General features: G+C 54.2%; 11 protein-coding genes and 7 tRNA genes. 3 read left to right on the plus strand and 15 right to left on the minus strand.

Annotated features, from left to right (window positions below; translation table 11 throughout):
- Positions 1–7: 7 nt before the first annotated feature.
- The 4 genes from corC to miaB form a co-directional block, all read right to left on the minus strand.
- Positions 8–886, minus strand: coding sequence for a CNNM family magnesium/cobalt transport protein CorC (gene corC / locus G544_RS0100640; protein ID WP_027272802.1), 879 nt, complete (start codon positions 884–886; stop codon positions 8–10).
- Between the two features lie 18 nt (positions 887–904).
- Positions 905–1378 (minus strand): rRNA maturation RNase YbeY, encoded by a 474-nt coding sequence (gene ybeY / locus G544_RS0100645; protein WP_027272803.1) that lies wholly within the window; start codon positions 1376–1378, stop codon positions 905–907.
- A 17-nt stretch (positions 1379–1395) separates the two neighbouring features.
- Positions 1396–2451: a PhoH family protein gene (locus tag G544_RS0100650; RefSeq protein WP_027272804.1), complete on the minus strand. Its 1056-nt coding sequence runs from the start codon at positions 2449–2451 to the stop codon at positions 1396–1398.
- A 152-nt stretch (positions 2452–2603) separates the two neighbouring features.
- Complete coding sequence (gene miaB / locus G544_RS0100655; RefSeq protein ID WP_027272805.1) at positions 2604–4028, minus strand: tRNA (N6-isopentenyl adenosine(37)-C2)-methylthiotransferase MiaB; 1425 nt, start codon at positions 4026–4028, stop codon at positions 2604–2606.
- A gap of 200 nt (positions 4029–4228) precedes the next feature.
- On the opposite strand from miaB, the gene ubiF reads away from it, so the two are divergent.
- The gene (gene ubiF, locus G544_RS0100660; protein WP_027272806.1) at positions 4229–5419 is read left to right on the plus strand and encodes a 3-demethoxyubiquinol 3-hydroxylase; all 1191 of its coding nucleotides are present in this window, start codon (positions 4229–4231) and stop codon (positions 5417–5419) included.
- 86 nt (positions 5420–5505) lie between these two features.
- Here ubiF and G544_RS0100665 read toward each other — a convergent pair.
- The 11 genes from G544_RS0100665 to nagB form a co-directional block, all read right to left on the minus strand.
- Positions 5506–5580 (minus strand) — tRNA-Gln (locus G544_RS0100665).
- A gap of 27 nt (positions 5581–5607) precedes the next feature.
- Positions 5608–5692: transfer RNA gene (locus G544_RS0100670), tRNA-Leu, on the minus strand.
- A 28-nt stretch (positions 5693–5720) separates the two neighbouring features.
- Positions 5721–5797 (minus strand) — tRNA-Met (locus G544_RS0100675).
- A 201-nt stretch (positions 5798–5998) separates the two neighbouring features.
- A tRNA-Gln gene (locus tag G544_RS0100685) sits at positions 5999–6073 on the minus strand.
- Positions 6074–6120: 47 nt separating this feature from the next.
- Positions 6121–6195 (minus strand) — tRNA-Gln (locus tag G544_RS0100690).
- A 30-nt stretch (positions 6196–6225) separates the two neighbouring features.
- A tRNA-Leu gene (locus G544_RS0100695) sits at positions 6226–6310 on the minus strand.
- Between the two features lie 3 nt (positions 6311–6313).
- Positions 6314–6390, minus strand: a tRNA-Met gene (locus tag G544_RS0100700).
- 221 nt (positions 6391–6611) lie between these two features.
- Positions 6612–8282: an asparagine synthase B gene (gene asnB, locus G544_RS0100705; protein WP_027272807.1), complete on the minus strand. Its 1671-nt coding sequence runs from the start codon at positions 8280–8282 to the stop codon at positions 6612–6614.
- Positions 8283–8501: 219 nt separating this feature from the next.
- On the minus strand, positions 8502–9725 hold the full coding sequence (nagC, locus tag G544_RS0100715; RefSeq protein ID WP_027272808.1) for a DNA-binding transcriptional regulator NagC: 1224 nt from the start codon (positions 9723–9725) through the stop codon (positions 8502–8504).
- Between the two features lie 17 nt (positions 9726–9742).
- Complete coding sequence (nagA, locus tag G544_RS0100720) at positions 9743–10900, minus strand: N-acetylglucosamine-6-phosphate deacetylase (protein WP_027272809.1); 1158 nt, start codon at positions 10898–10900, stop codon at positions 9743–9745.
- A gap of 20 nt (positions 10901–10920) precedes the next feature.
- A complete protein-coding gene (gene nagB / locus G544_RS0100725; RefSeq protein WP_027272810.1) occupies positions 10921–11721 on the minus strand; it encodes a glucosamine-6-phosphate deaminase in 801 nt (266 codons plus the stop codon).
- A gap of 376 nt (positions 11722–12097) precedes the next feature.
- Here nagB and nagE point away from each other — a divergent pair, with 376 nt between their 5' ends.
- Together nagE and glnS are read left to right on the plus strand one after the other, a co-directional pair.
- Positions 12098–14050, plus strand: a complete 1953-nt coding sequence (nagE, locus tag G544_RS0100730; RefSeq protein WP_027272811.1) for a PTS N-acetyl glucosamine transporter subunit IIABC — start codon at positions 12098–12100, stop codon at positions 14048–14050.
- A 198-nt stretch (positions 14051–14248) separates the two neighbouring features.
- The gene (gene glnS / locus G544_RS0100735; RefSeq protein WP_027272812.1) at positions 14249–15919 is read left to right on the plus strand and encodes a glutamine--tRNA ligase; all 1671 of its coding nucleotides are present in this window, start codon (positions 14249–14251) and stop codon (positions 15917–15919) included.
- Positions 15920–15994: the final 75 nt, after the last annotated feature.

Consider the following 15994-nt stretch of genomic DNA (forward strand, 5'->3'; position numbering starts at 1 on the left):
TTATAGATTAGTCTTCTAAATAGGGCTGCGGCGCTTCGTTGGGGATAGTGACGTGCACCTGAATAATGCGCCGGCTGTCGGCCATGGCGACTTTAAACTGATATCCGTCAACCGTGACGATTTCTCCCCGCGAGGGCAGGTGGCCCAGCGCCTGCATTACCAGACCGCCGATGGTGTCCACCTCTTCATCGCTAAAGCTGGTGGAAAATATGTCGTTGAAGTCTTCAATCGGCGTCAGCGCACGCACGGTAAACGTGTGGCGGCTCAGCTGGCGCACGTCGCGGTCTTCCACGTCGTCGTATTCATCTTCGATTTCGCCGACGATGAGTTCCAGAATGTCCTCAATGGTTACCAGACCGGAAACGCCGCCAAATTCGTCAATAACGATCGCCATGTGGTAGCGCTGTGAGCGAAACTCTTTAAGCATGCGGTCTACCCGCTTGCTTTCAGGGACAACGACGGCAGGACGGAGAACCTTATCAATGCTGAAAGTATCCGCATCCTTATTCATAAACGGCAGAAGGTCCTTGGCCATCAGGATGCCTTCTATATGGTCTTTATCTTCACTGATGACAGGGAAGCGGGAGTGGGCGGAATCAATAATGACCTCCAGACACTCCTCCAGAGACTGATTTTTCTTCAGCGTGATCATCTGGGAACGAGGGATCATGATGTCGCGCACGCGCTGCTCGGCGATGTCCATGACGCCTTCGAGCATATCGCGCGTGTCGGGATCTATCAGATCGTTCTGTTCTGAATCGCGAATCAGCTCGACCAAATCACCGCGGTTTTTAGGCTCGCCGTGAAACAATTGGCCGAGAAGAAGAGAGAAGAAGCCCTTTTTGGGGGCAGGACCTTCATTATTTTGAGAGTGATCGTCGCTCATGCAATATCAATTAGTTGGTTAAAATTCATCTTTTTCTGAGGCATAGGGGTCGGGATAACCCAGGCTCTGCATAATCTCAGTTTCTAAAGATTCCATTTCCTGCGCATCGTCATCGTCGATGTGATCATACCCTAACAGATGGAGGCTACCGTGGACAACCATGTGAGCCCAATGTGCAGTTAAAATTTTGTTTTGCTCTTGTGCTTCTTTTTCAACTACCTGGCGGCATATCACCAGATCGCCGAGCAGAGGCATCTCCATGCCCGGAGGCGCTTCAAAAGGAAAGGACAGCACGTTGGTCGGCTTATCCATTCCTCGGTAGGTATGGTTAAGCTCATGGCTTTCTTCGCTGTCCACCAAGCGTACCGTAACTTCCGCTTCGGCCTGAAAGGGCAGGACGGCGGCGTCCAGCCAGCGCTGAACGTCCGCTTCGTTCGGCAGGCCGTCCTGGCTTTCACAGGCGAGCTGCAGGTCTAAAATGACGTGTTCCATTAAATCTTTCACCTAATTTATTCTGAACCGGCGTTTGAAATGTACTGCTGCTCGCGCTTGCGCTGTTCCGCCAGCGCCTCTTTGCGCTTTTGCTCTTCGCTTTCCCACGCCTCATAGGCGTTAACGATGCGCGCGACGACCGGGTGCCTGACCACGTCTTCGCTGTGGAAGAAGTTAAAGCTTATCTCTTCCACGTTGGAAAGCACCTCAACGGCGTGGCGGAGGCCTGACTTCTGGCTGCGAGGCAGGTCTATCTGCGTGACGTCCCCGGTAATCACCGCTTTGGAGTTAAAGCCGATGCGGGTGAGGAACATTTTCATTTGTTCGATAGTGGTGTTCTGGCTTTCATCAAGAATAATGAAGGCGTCGTTCAGCGTGCGGCCGCGCATATAGGCCAGCGGCGCGACCTCAATCACGTTGCGCTCTATCAGCTTTTCCACTTTCTCAAAGCCGAGCATCTCAAACAGCGCGTCGTACAGCGGGCGCAGGTAGGGGTCAACCTTCTGGCTCAGATCGCCCGGCAGAAAGCCCAATTTTTCTCCCGCTTCGACCGCTGGGCGGGTCAGCAGAATGCGGCGGATGTCCTGACGCTCCAGCGCGTCGACCGCAGCGGCGACCGCCAGATAGGTTTTCCCCGTGCCGGCAGGGCCAATGCCGAAGGTGATGTCGTGGTCGAGAATGTTGGCGATGTACTGCGCCTGATTCGGCGTGCGCGGCTTTATCATTCCACGCTTGGTTTTGATGATCACCGCTTTACCATAGTCGGGAACCGACTCGGCGACCTGCTCCAACACGCCGGACTCTTTGATAGCCAGATGAATTTGGTCAGGTTCGATATCGGTAATGATGCCGCGTACCGGCGCGGTATCCACATAGAGGTTAAGCAGGATCTCTTTGGCGACGTTGACGCAGGAAGCCTTGCCGACCAGCTTGAAGTGATTGTTGCGATGGTTGATTTCGATACCAAGGCGACGCTCAAGCTGCTTGATGTTATCGTCAAACGGGCCGCACAGGCTCTGCAAGCGTTCGTTATCAGAGGGCTCCAGTACAACTTCCAAAGTATCAATCTTCAAATTGAACCTCGTTATGATTAAGAGTGTGAGGCATATCTGCCCTGATTATAGGTAAATAGCCGTCATTATTCATCGGGATTCGTCGAGCGCGCGCGTGGCGCGTTGTGGAAACGAGAGGAGAAGGCCGCATCAGCGGCCTTCCAAGAGGAGAGTTACGGCTGATAGTGGCCAACGCCCAGCTCGTCTTCTTTACGGGTTCTGGCGATCACCGCTTGCGGTGAATCTTGAACGCGCAGCCCCATTTCCGCTTCCGTTCTGACGACCTTGCCTCGTAGAGAGTTGGGGTAAACGTCGACGATTTCAACGTCAACAAACTTGCCCACCATGTCGGGCGTTCCTTCAAAGTTGACGACCCGGTTGTTTTCGGTGCGGCCGGAAAGCTCCATGACGCTCTTGCGGGAAGTGCCTTCCACCAGAATACGCTGAATGGAACCCTGCATGCGGCGGCTGTACTGCATCGCCTGCTGGTTGATGCGCTCTTGCAGAATATACAGGCGCTGCTTCTTCTCCTCTTCACTGACGTCGTCAGCCATATCGGCGGCCGGCGTACCGGGACGAGCGGAGAAGATGAAGCTGTAGCTCATATCAAAGTCGACGTCGGCGATAAGCTTCATGGTCTGTTCGAAATCCTGCTGGGTTTCGCCGGGGAAGCCTACGATAAAGTCGGAGCTGATGTGAATATCCGGACGCGCGGCGCGCAGCTTGCGGATAATTGACTTATATTCCAGCGCGGTGTGGGTACGGCCCATCAGGTTGAGAATTCTGTCCGAGCCGCTTTGTACCGGCAGGTGCAGGAAGCTGACCAGCTCGGGCGTATCTTTATAGACTTCGATAATGTCGTCGGTGAACTCAATCGGATGGCTGGTGGTAAAGCGCACGCGATCAATGCCGTCGATGCTCGCCACCAGGCGAAGCAGTTCGGCAAAAGAGCAAATGCCGCCGTCGAACGACGGGCCGCGGTAGGCGTTGACGTTTTGCCCCAGCAGGTTAACTTCCCTTACGCCCTGAGCGGCAAGCTGGGCTATTTCAAACAGCACGTCGTCGCAGGGCCGGCTGACTTCTTCGCCGCGCGTGTAGGGCACGACGCAGTAAGTGCAGTATTTATTACAGCCTTCCATAATGGAAACAAACGCCGTTGGGCCTTCCGCCTTCGGTTCGGGCAGGCGGTCGAACTTTTCGATCTCCGGGAAGCTGACGTCAACTACCGGGCTGCGGGTGCCGCGGGCGCGGTTTATCATTTCGGGCAGTCGGTGGAGCGTCTGGGGGCCAAAGATCACGTCGACAAAGGGCGCGCGCTGGCGAATGTGGTCGCCTTCCTGGGAGGCGACGCAGCCGCCAACGCCGATAATCAGGTCCGGCTTTCCTTCCTTGAACGTTTTCCAACGACCCAACTGATGAAAAACCTTTTCCTGCGCTTTTTCGCGAATCGAACAGGTATTCAGCAGCAGGACGTCCGCGTCTTCTGCGATTTCCGTCAGCTGATAGCCGTGAGTGCTTGCCAGCAGGTCCGCCATTTTCGATGAATCGTATTCATTCATCTGACAGCCCCAGGTTTTTATGTACAGTTTTTTCGTCATCGGTTTGTTACTCAGTGAAAGGCTTGGCATTAGACTCCTGCGAGCGAGCCGACCAATACGGCGCTAATTTCCGCGCAGGGCGCGTATTGTAATGGTTTGTTGTTCGCCTGACCAGAGATTGACTACATCCGTCACTGAAGCAAGCGTAAAAATCCGGTACACTTCGCAACATGATAGTTCAATGATGGCGTAATGACATGATTAACGATACGGCTAAAACTCATGATGCGATCGTCGTCGGCGGAGGTATGGTTGGCGCCGCGGCGGCCGTAGGGCTTGCGATGAGAGGGCGTTCGGTTGCGGTAATAGAGCATGAGACGCCGAAACCCTTTGTCCCCGACAGCGCGCCGGATATTCGCATATCGGCAATTGGCTGTAGGTCGGTGAATTTGCTCAAGCGGCTGGGCGCATGGGACGGCATTGCGGCGATGCGCACAGCGCCTTACCGCAGGTTAGAAACCTGGGAGTGGGATAACAGCAACGTCGTCTTTGACGCTCAGGCGTTGGCCCTGCCTGAACTGGGCTTTATGGTAGAAAACCGCGTATTGCAGCTGGGGTTATGGCAACAGTTCGAGCGCTATCCAAGCCTGCAGCTATATTGTCCCTCCCGCCTGGCTGACATGGTTCGGCCCGACGCTCAAAAAAGCGGCTGGGAACTTACTCTGGACAGCGGCGAGCGGCTTCGAGCGCCCCTAGTGATTGGCGCCGACGGCGCAAACTCCGCGGTGCGGGAACTGGCGGGGATTGGCGTTACCGGCTGGCAGTATCGTCAATGGTGCATGCTGATTCTGATAAAAACCGATTTGCCCCAGCAGGACGTGACCTGGCAGCGCTTTTACCCTAGCGGCCCGCGCGCATTTTTACCGCTTTCTGGCGGCTACGCGACGCTGGTGTGGTATGACGCGCCGGCGCGAATTCGCCAGCTGCAGGCAATGTCCCATGAGGCGCTGGCCAGAGAGATCCTTGTGGCGTTTCCCGAACGTTTGGGCAACGTTGAGGTACAGGGCGCCGGTTCATTCCCTCTGGTGCGCAGGCACGCCCAGCGTTACGTGAAGCGCGGCGTCGTTCTCATCGGAGACGCCGCGCACACCATTAACCCTCTGGCGGGGCAGGGGGTTAACCTCGGCTATCGCGACGTTGAAACGCTGCTTGACGTCTTGGCGGAAGAGGAAAAGCGTGAGGCAAAGGGTGATTGTGATGAGGCGCTGCGGCGCTACGAGCGTCGGCGCTACCCGGACAACCTGCTGATGCAGACCGGCATGGACGTTTTCTATAACGCGTTTAGCAACGATCTGGCGCCATTGGCTTTGGTGCGCAATCTTGGCCTTATGATGGCCGAGCGTTCAGGAAAGCTAAAGGAGAAGGCCTTGAGGTACGCGCTGGGGTTGTAGTTCTCAGACGGGAAGCCCCGGAAGAAAGACGTAAAAAAGCTCGCGTTAAGCGAGCTTTTTTACGTTTAGGCCAAAGCCTAAAAATATGGCTGGGATACCAGGATTCGAACCTGGGAATGGCGGGATCAAAACCCGCTGCCTTACCGCTTGGCGATATCCCAAAAGATACGATACGCGTTGAAAATAAATGGTGCGGAAGGCGAGACTTGAACTCGCACACCTCGCGGCGCCAGAACCTAAATCTGGTGCGTCTACCAATTTCGCCACTTCCGCAACGTCGTTATTTTCGCAGGAGTAAAAATGGTGGCTACGACGGGATTTGAACCTGTGACCCCATCATTATGAGTGATGTGCTCTAACCAGCTGAGCTACGTAGCCATTACCCTGCTTATCTTCAACAGCGTTGAGGGACGCATTATGCGTATCTCTTTCCCGTTCGTCAAGACGTACGTTGACGCTTGGCGCAGAAAAATGGTTAAAGCTGTTGACGAAAAAGATAAATGGTGAATATTTCACCATACGTATAGCCAAATACAGGATGCTAAACCGGGAAAATATAGAGGGAGCGATGGGAAGGAATGGCTGGGATACCAGGATTCGAACCTGGGAATGGCGGGATCAAAACCCGCTGCCTTACCGCTTGGCGATATCCCAACTTAAGATATATCCAAATACGTTCAACTTATTGAGCGCAAAAAAAATGGCTGGGATACCAGGATTCGAACCTGGGAATGGCGGGATCAAAACCCGCTGCCTTACCGCTTGGCGATATCCCAACTTAAGATACGATATGCGTTGAAGATAAATGGTGCGGGAGGCGAGACTTGAACTCGCACACCTTGCGGCGCCAGAACCTAAATCTGGTGCGTCTACCAATTTCGCCACTCCCGCGAATGGTGGCTACGACGGGATTTGAACCTGTGACCCCATCATTATGAGTGATGTGCTCTAACCAGCTGAGCTACGTAGCCATTCTTTTCGCATTACCTTCAACGGCGTTGCGGGGCGCATTATGCGTATCTCATGCACCATCGTCAACAAGTTTTTTCTCTTAATGGGGGATGTTGCGTCTGATTGTTTGGGTTATAACCGATATGATTATAAAAGAGGCGAATTGGCGCCATTTATTGCTCATTCACGAAGCGGCGGAAGAGGGTATTTCCGGCCTCTTCCGCCGCTTTATTTTCCGAGATTATTGTACTTTGTAGGCTGACTGGTGAACTCCTACGGCACGCCCCGATGGGTCGTCCATTTTCTTAAACGATTCGTCCCATTCAATCGCTTTGGCCGACGAACAGGCGACGGAAGGGCCGCCCGGAACGCACTCGGCGGCGCTGGGAAGGGGGAACAGCTCTTCGAATATTTCCCGATACAAGTAGGCCTCTTTTGAGGTCGGCGTGTTGTAAGGGAAGCGGAAGGCTGCGTTGGCCAACTGCTGGTCGCTGATTTGCTCAGCGGCGACGGCTTTTAGCGTGTCTATCCAGCTGTATCCTACGCCGTCGGAAAACTGCTCTTTCTGACGCCAGGCGACGCTTGCCGGAATGTAGGATTCAAAGCCCTCGCGAATAATGTACTTTTCCATTTTTCCGTTGCCGCACATTTTATCCTTAGGGTTAATGCGCATAGCGACGTCCAGAAACTTCTTGTCCAAAAACGGTACGCGGGCCTCAACGCCCCAGGCGGCCATAGCCTTGTTGGCGCGGGCGCAGTCGTACATATGAAGCGCCAAAAGCTTACGCACCGTCTCTTCGTGGAACTCTTTCGCGTCGGGCGCTTTATGGAAATAGAGGTAGCCGCCGAAGACTTCGTCAGCGCCTTCGCCCGACAGCACCATCTTGATGCCCATAGCCTTGATTTTTCTCGCCATCAGGTACATCGGCGTTGATGCGCGGATGGTCGTGACGTCGTAGGTTTCAATGTGATAAATCACGTCGCGGATGGCGTCCAGGCCTTCTTGCTCGGTGAAGTGGATTTCATGGTGTACGGTGCCCAGATGGCGCGCCACTTCCAGCGAGGCGGCCAGATCCGGCGACCCTTTCAGGCCGACGGCGAAGGAGTGAAGCTGTGGCCACCAGGCTTCGCTCCGCTCATCGTCTTCAATGCGGCGCGCGGCATACTTCTTGGTAATGGCGGAAATCACGGAGGAGTCAAGCCCGCCGGACAGCAGCACGCCGTAGGGCACGTCGGACATCAGGTGGCTTTTGACCGACTCCTCTAGCGCGTTACGCAGCGCATAGGCGTCAGTGACGTTATCTTTCACGCTGTCATAGCTCATCCAGTCGCGCTGATAGTAGCGGCGTATTTCGCCGTCGTCGCTGCAAAGGTAGCTTCCCGCAGGAAATTCTTTCAGGGTTTTACAAACCGGGACCAGCGCCTTCATCTCTGAGGCGACAAAAAAGTTGCCGTACTCATCGTACCCGGTATACATGGGAATGATGCCGATGTGGTCTCGCCCGAGCAGATAGCGGTTGCGTTCGCTGTCGTAAAGGACGAAGGCGAACATGCCCTGAAGGTCGTCAAGGAAGTCGACGCCTTTTTCCTGATAGAGCGCCAGGATCACTTCGCAGTCGGATTCGGTCTGAAATTCGTACTTGTCTTTTAGCTGACGGCGAAGTTCCTGATGGTTATAGATTTCGCCGTTAACGGCCAGAATGTGGGTACGCGCGGCGTTATACAGGGGCTGAGCGCCGTTGTTGACGTCCACGATGGAGAGGCGTTCATGGGCGAGAATCGCGCTGTCCGTTGCGTAAATGCCGGACCAGTCCGGCCCGCGGTGGCGCATCAGGCGAGACATTTCCAGCGCTTTTTTACGCAGCTCAATCGGATCGGACTTAATATCGAGTACACCAAATATTGAACACATAATTTCTCCCTTATTCTGTTGCCGTAATAAAAACTACACTGTTTGATAGTTAAGCAAAAAGCGAGCCAGATGCGCGTTGCGTACTGGAGACAGAGAAAAGCTGAAGCGCTTAATCATAATCATAGCCGCTTTGCACGGTAACGGTGCGTGAGAAGAGCAAAAATAGGGAAAGATGCGCCAAAAAGGGGCGCATCGAAAAGAAAAGGGCGTAGAGGTCGATCAGTCGGCGCTGTCGCCCAGCAGATGCTGAAGCAGGGAGCCGTTTAGCATGGCGCGCTTGACCAGCGCGAAAGAACCGATGGCGGAACAGTGGTCAAGCTGCGACGTCACTACGGGCAAATCCTGCCGGAAGTTGGGCAGAACCTGATGATCGATGCAGCTTTGGACTGCGGCAATCAACACCTTCTGGGCTTCAGTAATGTCTCCCGCGATGACTACCTTCTGCGGATTAAACAGGTTAACCGCCAGCGAAATGGCTTTCCCCAGCTGGTGCCCAACGTCTTCAATCACGTTGACCGCCAGATCGTCACCCCGGTTGGCGGCCTTACAGATAGCGGAAATGCTGCAATCTTCCTGAGTAAGCCGGCTGCTGTAGCCTTGGCTCAGCAGCTGACGCACCCGCTGTTCGATGGCGAGGTTGGAGGCGACGGTCTCAAGGCAGCCGAAGTTACCGCAGTAACAGCGCTCGCCCAGCGGGTTTATTTGGATATGGCCAATCTCGCCGACGTTGCGATTCTTACCGAGGAATATTTGCCCGTTGATAATAAATCCCGCGCCGGTACCCCGGTGGATCCGCACCAGCATGGAATCTTCACAGTCCTTGGTGGCGCCAAAATAGTGTTCCGCAAGCGCCAGGCTGCGAATGTCGTGGCCGATGAAACAGCTGACGCTAAAGCGATCTCGTATGGCCTGACCCAGCTGCCAGTCGCCGATGGAAATATGGGGCATGTATTTGACCACGCCGCTTTCCGGATCGACCAGCCCGGGAAGTGAAACGGCGATGGCGATAAGCTCGCGAATTTTGCTTGAGTAGGCATCGATAAAGCGGGCGATAGCGTCGAGCAGGCTGTCTTCAAGAGCCTGCTGCGTCCGCTCGGGAAGAGAATAGTGCTCTTCGGCCAACGCCTTACCGCCGAGGTTATAAAGGGCGATAGTGGCGTTGTTACGCCCGAGGCGAACGGCGACGCTGTGGAAATGTTTGTGTTCCGAAACGATAGAAACGGCGCGTCGGCCTCCGGTAGAGGCCTGCTGTTCAACTTCTTTAATCAGCCCTCGTTCAAGCAGCTGACGGGTTATTTTCGTGATGCTGGCAGGGGCCAGCTGGCTCAGTTCCGCAATTTGAATGCGGGAGATAGGCCCCTGTTGGTCAATGAGTCGGTAGACGACTGCGCCGTTGAGCTGTTTTACCAGATCGATATTGCCAATTTGACCGCCCGTCGTCATCCTTACCTCTGCTGTTGTTATGACCTGCTTTGGCCCTCGCTGAGACGGCCGTTTACCCAGGTATGCGTTATTTTGAAGTCGTGACTAAATGCGGTGAGGTTTGCGACCTTACCCACTTCGATGCTGCCTAATTGGTCGTCTACGCCGACTGCGCGTGCGGGATACAGCGCCGCCATGCGTAGCGTCTCATCCAGCGCGATCCCTACGTGCTGAACGCTGTTGGCGACGGCTTCAATCATGGTCAATGCCGAACCGCTGAGCGTTCCGTTAGCATCTACACATTTGCCATCGCGATAATATACGGGTTTGCCTGCAAAAATAAAATGGTCGATATCGGCGCCGGCAGGAGCGGTTGCGTCAGTGACTAATACCAAACGATCGCCTTTAAGCTTTTTGGCATTGCGAATGCTTGGCCAGGCGACGTGATAGCCATCCACGATAATGCCGGTATAGACTTCAGGCGTATCAAATATGGCGCCGATAAGGCCAGGCTCACGGCCTGCCAGATAGGGCATGGCGTTGTACAGGTGCGTTGCAAAGCCGATGCCGGCGGCAAAGCCTGCGCGTGCCTGTTCGTAGCTGGCGTTAGAATGCCCGGCGGAAACAACGATGCCCGACGCCTTTAATCTGCGAATAACGCGACCGTCAACCTGCTCGGGGGCCAGCGTAATTTTCGTAATAACGTCTGCGTTGGCGCACAGGTAGTCAATCATGGCGTCATCCGGTTTGCGGATAAAGTCGGGATTGTGGGTGCCCTTTTTAGCGACGTTAATGTAAGGCCCTTCAAGATGAAGGCCCAGCGCCTTGTTTTCATGGCTTTTAAGATAGCTACGCATCACGTCAATGGCGTGCTTCATGTAGTCATCGCTGCAGGTGATAAGCGTCGGAAGATAGCTGGTGCAGCCGGACTTCTCGTTAGCGCTCTGCATTATCTCGAGCGTTTTTTGCGAGATATTCTCCAGTGCGTCGTTAAACTGCACGCCGCCGCAGCCGTTAAGCTGAAGGTCGATGAATCCGGGCGCCAGGATCGCGCCTTTCAAGTCAACGATTTCGATACCGGTCGGAAGTTCGTTTAAAGGACAAACCTGTGCAATAAGGCCGTCGGCGATGACGACGGCGTGATTATCAAGAATATCATGGCCGGTATAAATCCGGCCGTGAGCTAATGCGTACATCGTAACCCCCCTGCAACAGGCTATAGCTTCTTAATGTTTTCAGCTTCCAGTTCACGGAAGTACTTCACGGTTTTCATCTTCAGTTCCATCGTGGCGGGTTCGTCGCAAACCAAAATAGATTTGGGGTGCAGCTGAAGCGCCGATACGGTCCACAGATGGTTGACGCAGCCCTCGACGGCGGCTTCCAGCGCCAGCGCTTTGTTCGGGCCGGTAACCAGAATCATGACCTCTTCTGAATCCAGCAGCGTACCGACGCCAATCGTTAGCGCGTATTTGGGCACCTTGTTCATGTCATTATCAAAAAAGCGCGAGTTGGCGATACGCGTATCTTCCGTTAGGGTTTTGATCCGAGTGCGGGAAGAGAGAGATGAAGCCGGTTCGTTAAACGCAATGTGGCCGTCATTACCTACGCCGCCCATAAACAGGTTTATTTTCCCGTAGGATTTGATTTTGTCTTCATAGCGCTTGCATTCGGCCTGCACGTCCTCGGCGCAGCCGTCCAGCAGGTTGACGTTTTCCGGCTGGATATCGATATGATTGAAAAAGTTTTCATACATAAAAGTGTGATAGCTTTGTGGATGCGCCTCTTTCAGCCCGACGTATTCGTCCATATTAAACGTGACGACGTGTTTAAAACTGACTTCACCCGCTTTATACAGTTCGATTAGGCGTACGTAAGTTTTTAGCGGCGTGCTGCCCGTAGGTAGGCCGAGAACGAAAGGGCGATCTGCGGTCGGCTTGAAGGCGTTAATGCGGTTGACGATATGACGCGCTGACCATAAACCGACATCCTGCGCGCTTTCTAATGGAATAAGTCTCATATAAGAACCTCTTGGCGACGTAACGGGTCTATACTTTTACGTGAAGTCATATGTGAAGATAACGCAACGCGTTGATGAACTGACTATAGCGCCTCTGTACTGATAGCACACGCTCTCACGCCGGTAATTGATATTTTGTATAATAAAATAAGTGGCGATGCATGGCCAGCATATTAGAAAAAATATTGACCAAATTGGTGATGTTTGTCACATAATCGAAGCTTTTAATTTGTGATGCAAAATATATTTTTTACACTATAAATCGGTTATACCTAATAGACCTATTCAGCATCGTCAACGGCGGCTGAATGTGTAATTCAGACCGACGTTGAGTATAAAAATAACGTCTCACTCAGGGTAAGCAGGGGGAAGCAAGGTGAATATACTTGGGTTTTTTCAACGATTAGGCCGATCGCTGCAGTTACCGATCGCCGTACTGCCCGTAGCCGCATTGCTGCTACGATTCGGTCAACCAGACCTGCTGAACCTGCCGTTTATGGCGCAGGCGGGCGGGGCGATTTTCGACAACCTGGCGCTGATCTTCGCCATCGGCGTCGCGGCCACGTGGTCTAAAGACAACGCGGGTTCAGCGGCGCTTGCCGGTGCGGTAGGGTTCTTTATCCTTACTAAAGCGACGGTGACCATTGAGGCCAGCATCAATATGGGCGTATTGGCCGGTATTATCTCCGGTCTTATCGGCGGTATGGTTTATAACCGCTGGAGCGACATCAAGCTGCCCGACTTTTTAACCTTCTTTGGCGGCAAGCGCTTTGTGCCTATCGCTACCGGCTTTTTCTGTCTGATTTTAGCCGGTATTTTTGGTTACGTATGGCCGCCGATTCAGGAAGGGATCCGCATTGGCGGTGAATGGATCGTAGCGCAGGGCGCGCTGGGCTCAGGCATCTTCGGTTTCGTTAACCGTCTGCTGATCCCAACCGGCCTGCACCAGGTTCTTAACACCATCGCCTGGTTCCAGATTGGTGACTTCACCAACGCGGCTGGTCAGGTGTTCCACGGCGACATCAACCGTTTCTATAACGGCGATGCCACCGCGGGGATGTTCATGTCAGGCTTCTTCCCGATCATGATGTTCGGCCTTCCGGGCGCTGCGTTTGCGATGTATCTGGCCGCCAAGCCGGAGCGTCGCCCAGCCGTCGGCGGCCTGCTGATGTCCGTTGCGCTGACCGCGTTCCTGACCGGCGTTACCGAGCCTATCGAGTTCATGTTTATGTTCCTGGCTCCGTTGCTGTATCTGGTCCACGCCATTTTGACCGGTATCAGCCTGTATGTTGCGACAGCGCTGGGCATTCACGCGGGCTTTACCTTCTCCGCAGGCGCTATCGACTATGCGCTGATGTTCAAACTGCCGGCTGCCAGCAGCAACGTTTGGATCCTGTTGGTGATGGGCGTAGTAGCGTTCGTCGTCTACTTTGCACTGTTCTCCGTCATCATCCGCGTGCTGAACCTGAAAACGCCGGGCCGTGAAGACGTTGTGCAGGACGAAACCTCACCGGAAAACAGCAACACTGAAGAAGGGCTGGCCGGACTGGCTAACGCCTATATCGGCGCGATTGGCGGTACCGACAACCTGACCGGCATTGACGCCTGTATTACCCGCCTGCGTCTGACGGTTAAAGACTCAGGGCTGGTCGATTCCGCCGCTGCTAAGCACTTGGGCGCTGCGGGCGTAGTTAAGTTAAATAAACAAAGCATTCAGATCGTCGTAGGCGCCAAGGCGGAATCCATCGCTGACAGCATGCGTAAACTGATTGCCTCCGGTAAAGCGCCGAAGGGTTCCGCAGCTCCCGCTGCCGTTAAGGCGGTAGAGAGCGCACCGGCGCAGGCCGCGGTTAAAAAGGCCGAGTCGACGCGCCTCAGTACGCTTGTTTCTCCGATTACCGGTGAAACCGTCGCCCTGAGCGAAGTGCCGGACGAAGCGTTTGCCAGCGGCGCCGTAGGCGACGGCATAGCCATTCGCCCGACGGATAAAATCGTCGTCGCTCCTGCAAACGGTACTCTGGTGAAGATTTTCGGCACCAACCACGCTTTCTGTCTGGAAACGGAAGACGGCGCGGAAGTGGTTGTCCATATCGGTATCGATACCGTTAAGCTGGAAGGTAAGGGCTTCAAGCGACTGGCGGAAGAGGGCGCGGAAGTGAAGGCCGGCGACCCGGTACTGGAGCTGGATCTGGACTACCTGAGCCTCAATGCGGCTTCCATCATCAGCCCGGTGGTGGTCAGCAACATCGACGATTTCAGCGGTCTGGCGGACGTTGCCAGCGGCCAAGTCGTAGCCGGACAGACTAAGCTCTTTGACGTTAAGGGCTAGTTCGTTACCCTCCGTTTAATGCGGAGTCTGAGCGGGAAGGCGAACCTTCCCGCTTTTTTTTGTTTGCAAAACGCCTGAAAATTTCCGTAGTCGCGTCATTTTTATCAGGAAATGTAACTAACGGTTGTGTCCTGAGGGGCGTTGTTAGATGATATATGGTTATACGTTGTGAGCGCTTTTGCATAGAGGAAAAAATAAATGAGTGAGGCCGAAGTCCGCCCGACTAACTTTATCCGCCATATTATTGATGAAGATTTGGCTTCGGGTAAGCACACTACGGTAGTGACCCGCTTCCCGCCCGAGCCGAACGGTTATCTGCACATTGGCCACGCCAAGTCCATCTGCCTGAACTTCGGCATCGCACAGGACTATCAGGGGCGCTGCAACCTGCGTTTTGACGACACCAATCCGGTTAAAGAAGACGTTGAGTACGTTGAGTCCATTAAAGCCGACGTTGAGTGGCTCGGCTTCCACTGGGACGGCGCGGTGCGCTATTCGTCCGACTACTTTGACCAGCTGCATAGCTACGCCATAGAGCTTATCAATAAGGGGTTGGCCTATGTGGACGAGCTGTCTGCCGAAGAGATGCGCGAATATCGCGGCACGCTGACTCAGCCAGGTAAGAACAGCCCGTATCGCGATCGCAGCGTAGAAGAGAATCTGGCGCTGTTTGAAAAGATGAAAAACGGCGAGTTTGCCGAAGGCGCCGCCTGCCTGCGCGCGAAAATCGATATGGCCTCATCGTTTATCGTTATGCGTGACCCGGTGCTTTACCGCATCAAGTTTGCTGAACACCACCAGACCGGCAATAAGTGGTGCATCTACCCGATGTACGACTTTACCCACTGCATTTCCGATGCGCTGGAAGGGATCACCCACTCGCTGTGTACGCTGGAGTTTCAGGACAACCGCCGCCTGTATGACTGGGTGCTGGATAATATCACCATTCCTTGCCATCCGCGCCAGTACGAGTTTTCTCGCCTGAATCTGGAATACGCCATCATGTCCAAGCGCAAGCTGAACCTGTTGGTGACGGAGAAGGTCGTAGAAGGGTGGGACGATCCGCGCATGCCGACGATTTCCGGCCTGCGTCGCCGCGGCTATACCGCCGCTTCTATCCGCGAATTCTGTCGCCGCATCGGCGTAACCAAGCAGGATAACAACGTAGAAATGGTGGCGTTGGAAACCTGTATCCGCGATGACCTGAACGAAAACGCGCCGCGTGCGATGGCCGTGCTCGATCCGGTGAAGGTCGTTATTGAAACGCTGCCGCAGGGACATCAAGAGAACCTGACCGTCGGCGTTCATCCGAACCGCCCGGAAATGGGCTCCCGCACCGTGCCGTTTAGCAATGAAGTCTATATCGATCGCGCAGACTTCCGCGAAGAGGCTAACAAGCAGTATAAGCGCCTGGTGCTGGGCAAAGAGGTTCGCTTAAGACATGCATACGTGATTAAGGCCGAGCGCGTCGAGAAGGACGCAGAAGGTAATATCACCACGATTTACTGCAGCCACGACGCAGCGACGCTGGGCAAAGATCCTGCGGACGGACGTAAGGTTAAAGGCGTCATCCACTGGGTTTCTGCGGCGCACGCGCTGCCGGCGGAATTCCGCCTTTACGATCGCCTGTTTAGCGTGGCGAACCCGGGCGCAGCGGACGACTTCCTGTCGACTATTAACCCTGAGTCGCTGAAAGTGGTTCACGGATTTGTGGAGCCCTCTCTGAAGTCGGCGAAGCCGGAGTTTGCCTATCAGTTTGAGCGTGAAGGGTACTTCTGTGCCGACAGGCGTCATTCAACGGCCGATGCGCTGGTTTTCAACAAAACCGTCGGGCTGAGAGATACCTGGGGCGCTTCGAACGCGGCCTGATCTCCTAATAAAGACAAAATACCCGCGGTTAACGCGGGTATTTTTTATCTAAAAAAGATTTTTTACGGGCAGAAA

Origin of the sequence: Leminorella grimontii ATCC 33999 = DSM 5078, assembly GCF_000439085.1 — a bacterium.
GTDB lineage: Bacteria > Pseudomonadota > Gammaproteobacteria > Enterobacterales > Enterobacteriaceae > Leminorella > Leminorella grimontii.